General features: G+C 64.8%; 1 protein-coding gene. It reads left to right on the forward strand.

What is annotated here, in order from left to right:
- Positions 1-21 precede the first annotated feature (21 nt).
- Positions 22-593: ATP-binding protein (locus tag ABD879_RS32775; RefSeq protein WP_345025682.1), on the forward strand; the 572-nt coding region annotated here is incomplete at its 3' end.

Raw genomic sequence — 593 nt, forward strand, 5'->3', positions numbered from 1 at the left:
GATGAGAACCTCGTGCTGGGGATGGGGTTCGAAGACCGTCTCCAGCTCGCCGTCGACGAGGCCCACTCGATGTTCACCCACGCGAAGGTCGAAGGACTGATCCGCCGGGCCAGACTGCGTTACCCCGGTGCTGACCTCCGCCGGCTCGACCTGATCGAGCAGCGCGGCCTGGACCGCAACGTGATCACCCAGCTCGCGACGTGCTCATTCATCGCCCGCCAGCAGAACGTCGTCTTCCAGGGCTTCACCGGCTCGGGGAAGTCGTATCTGGGATGCGCATTGGCCAAACAGGCTTGCCAGCACCGAATCCGTGCCCACTACATCCGGATGCCCGACCTCGCCGAGGCCTGGGCCCTGGCCCGCGACAAGCCCCAGGGGAAGAACAAGTTCCTGCGGAAATACGCAGCGTTCAGCCTGCTGGTGATCGACGAGTGGCTCCTGGACCACCCTGACGCGGACATGCGCTACATGCTGCTGGAGCTCCTCGAACACCGCTACGACAACGCCTCGACCGTGTTCTGCACCCAGTACGCGAAGAAGGACTGGCACCAACGCCTCGGCTCCGGAGTCCACGCCGACGCGATCATGGACCG

Origin of the sequence: Actinomadura keratinilytica (genome assembly GCF_039539665.1) — a bacterium.
GTDB lineage: Bacteria > Actinomycetota > Actinomycetes > Streptosporangiales > Streptosporangiaceae > Spirillospora > Spirillospora keratinilytica.